At 54.0% G+C, this 2,889-nt stretch carries 2 protein-coding genes and 1 pseudogene; all 3 read right to left on the bottom strand.

The features are described from left to right. On the bottom strand, positions 1-727 hold a 727-nt coding region (locus ABF287_RS04520; RefSeq protein ID WP_347183824.1), incomplete at its 3' end, for a DUF692 domain-containing protein. A gap of 63 nt (positions 728-790) precedes the next feature. Then, positions 791-1,096 (bottom strand): annotated as a pseudogene (locus ABF287_RS04515) (DUF2282 domain-containing protein). A gap of 209 nt (positions 1,097-1,305) precedes the next feature. Next, the coding region (thrS, locus tag ABF287_RS04510; RefSeq protein ID WP_347183823.1) for a threonine--tRNA ligase at positions 1,306-2,889 on the bottom strand (1,584 nt) is incomplete at its 5' end.

Here is a 2,889-nt window from a genome sequence, read left to right as displayed (position 1 = left end):
TATAGGCATACAGCGCCCAAACAGGGTCGGCGACTTCGCGGCCATGACTGTCAATCAACAAAGGCGCACCGTGGTCATCTTCGTCTTCGTCGTGCCCGCCAAGGTGGATCTCGCCGACTTTATCCATCGGAAAGGCATCAATGTAGGCATGCGGGTCAACGTGCAGATTGGTGGCGGATACAAAGACATTGTTCACATCCAAAAGCAGTCCGCAGCCGGTGCGTTTGGTGACCTCTTTGAGAAAATCCACTTCGCTCATCGTGCTTTCAGCGAAGGCCAGATAACTGGACGGGTTCTCCAAAAGCATTTGGCGGCCCAAGGTGCTTTGGACCTCATCAATATGATCGCAAACAGTTTTCAGGGTTGTTTCGGTATAAGGCAGGGGCAACAGGTCGTTGTAAAAGCCCGTGTCATGAGTGGACCACGCGAGATGCTCGGAAAACGATGCTGGCGCGAGCCAATCGTTGAGGTGCTTCAATCGCGCAAGGTGGTCAGCATCAAGACGCCCTTCGGAGCCGATGGACAGGCCAACGCCGTGCACGGACATGGCAAAACGTTCAGACAAAGCGCGCAATTGCGCAAGCGGTCGCCCACCTGCGCCCATGTAATTTTCGGCGTGAACTTCAAGCCACATCACAGGGGCAGGGTCGTTTAGAATATCGGAAAAGTGCTGGGGTTTGTAACCGACACCAACGCCGTTCGGCAAAGATGTGAAACGATGAGTCATGATGTCTCCCCCGAGTAGAATGCGGTCGCCGCACCAAAGCGCGGCGACCAAAATGTGTTTGGCTTAGGACGCCATGTCGCGATCAAGAGCTTCCAAAGAGCCTTTGCGCATCATGTTGTCCATGCCTGCTGGCAATTCCATTGTTTCACAAGTGCCGGCTGGAACCAAAGACCAAGCGTTGCCTTGGTAGTCCACTTTAGATGTACCTGCACATGTTGTGCCTGGGCCGGCTGCACAGTCGTTTTAGCCAGCAAGAGCAACGCCGAAGCATTTTTCAGTCGCACCTTCAGCAGAAGCTGTTGTTGCGTGAGCAGAAAGAGCAGCGGCAAGTGCGCCAGCAAGAGCGATTGATTTTGTGTGTTTGGACATTGTGTGTCTCCCAAAGTGTCATGCGTTTGCGCCGTGTTTGGCGGTGAGGACAGATTGAGCGAAACGGGTCTGACAAGCCATTCACAGGCCTGTGTCCCACGCGTGTGTCAGCAATTGTAACAAACGAAAAAGTGAGTTGTACGTGATCCAGATAGGCAAAAGGCGGCCTAATCCAGACCGACTTTTGTTTGTTTTCAATGTGTTAGAGCTTATCCCAAATCGGGAGCAAGAGCCTCGGCCTTCAATTGGGCGATCAGTTCATCGAGTGGCGCCACTGATGTTCGCTTCTCTCCAAGGCGTCGAACTGAAACAGTTTGTTCTTCGACCTCACGTGCGCCGACCGCTAATATTACAGGAACTTTGCCCAAAGAGTGCTCGCGGACCTTGTAGTTGATCTTTTCATTGCGGGTGTCTGCTTCGGCGCGCACACCTGCAGCACGCAACTGCGCAACCACGTCATGTACATAGTCGTCGGCGTCGGAAATAATCGTCGCCACAACCACCTGACGCGGGGCGAGCCAGAAGGGCAATTTGCCCGCATGAGATTCGATCAAAATACCAATGAAGCGCTCGAATGAGCCCAAAACGGCGCGGTGCAACATGATCGGACGGTGCTTGTTGCCGTCTTGGCCTACATAGCTGGCGTCCAGACGTTCCGGCAGGTTCGGGTCAATTTGCAGCGTGCCACATTGCCAATCGCGGCCAATGGCGTCGGTCAAAACGAACTCAAGCTTTGGTCCGTAGAACGCGCCTTCGCCCTCTTGGATTTCATAGTCATAGCCCGCCGCTTTGATCCCGTTGGCCAAAGCCGCCTCGGCTGCGTCCCAGCTTTCTTCTGTGCCAACACGCTTTTCAGGGCGGGTGGACAGCTTGACCTTCCATTGGTCAAAGCCAAGATCGGCATAGACTTTCGCCAAGAAGGTCACGAATTTTTTGGTTTCGTCTTCGACCTGATCATCGGAACAGAAAATATGCGCGTCATCTTGGGTAAAGCCACGCACACGCATGATGCCGTGCAAAGCGCCTGATGGCTCATACCGGTTACACGACCCAAATTCAGCCATGCGCAACGGCAGATCGCGGTACGATTTTAGACCTTGGTTATAAACCTGCACGTGACATGGGCAGTTCATCGGCTTGAGCGCGTTCACGGTCTTTTCGCGGGCGTGATCTTCGTCCACTTCAACGATGAACATGTTCTCTTGGTAGTTGTCCCAGTGACCGGATTTTTCCCAAAGCACGCGGTTCACCACTTGCGGGGTGTTCACCTCAACATAACCGTCTGCTTCTTGCATCCGGCGCATGTAGTCTTGCAGCTGTGTGTAAATTTTCCAGCCATTCGCATGCCAGAAGATCTGCCCTGGGGCTTCTTCTTGCATGTGGAACAGGTCCATTTCGCGGCCCAGCTTGCGGTGGTCGCGTTTGGCGGCTTCTTCCAACATGGTCATGTGCGCTTTAAGGTCGTTGCGGTTTTTAAACGCCACGCCGTAAATCCGCTGCAACATCGGACGAGAGCTGTCGCCCAACCAGTAAGCGCCAGCCACGTGGGTCAGCTTGAAGCCGTCAGCCGGCACTTGGCCGGTGTTTTGCAAATGCGGACCGCGGCAGAGATCTTGCCAATCGCCATGCCAATACATCCGCAGGTCTTCGCCTTCGGGGATCTTGTTGATCAACTCGACTTTGAACGGCTCGCCTGCGTCTTCGTAATGTTTGATCGCGCGGGCGCGGTCCCAAGTTTCGGTTTTCACAGCATCGCGGGCGTTGATGATTTTCTTCATCTCGGCTTCAATCGT

Source organism: Pacificibacter sp., assembly GCF_039769035.1.
Taxonomy (GTDB): domain Bacteria; phylum Pseudomonadota; class Alphaproteobacteria; order Rhodobacterales; family Rhodobacteraceae; genus Celeribacter.
Note: the sequence above shows the minus strand (reverse complement) of the source record. Positions and strands in the feature narration are given on the sequence as shown.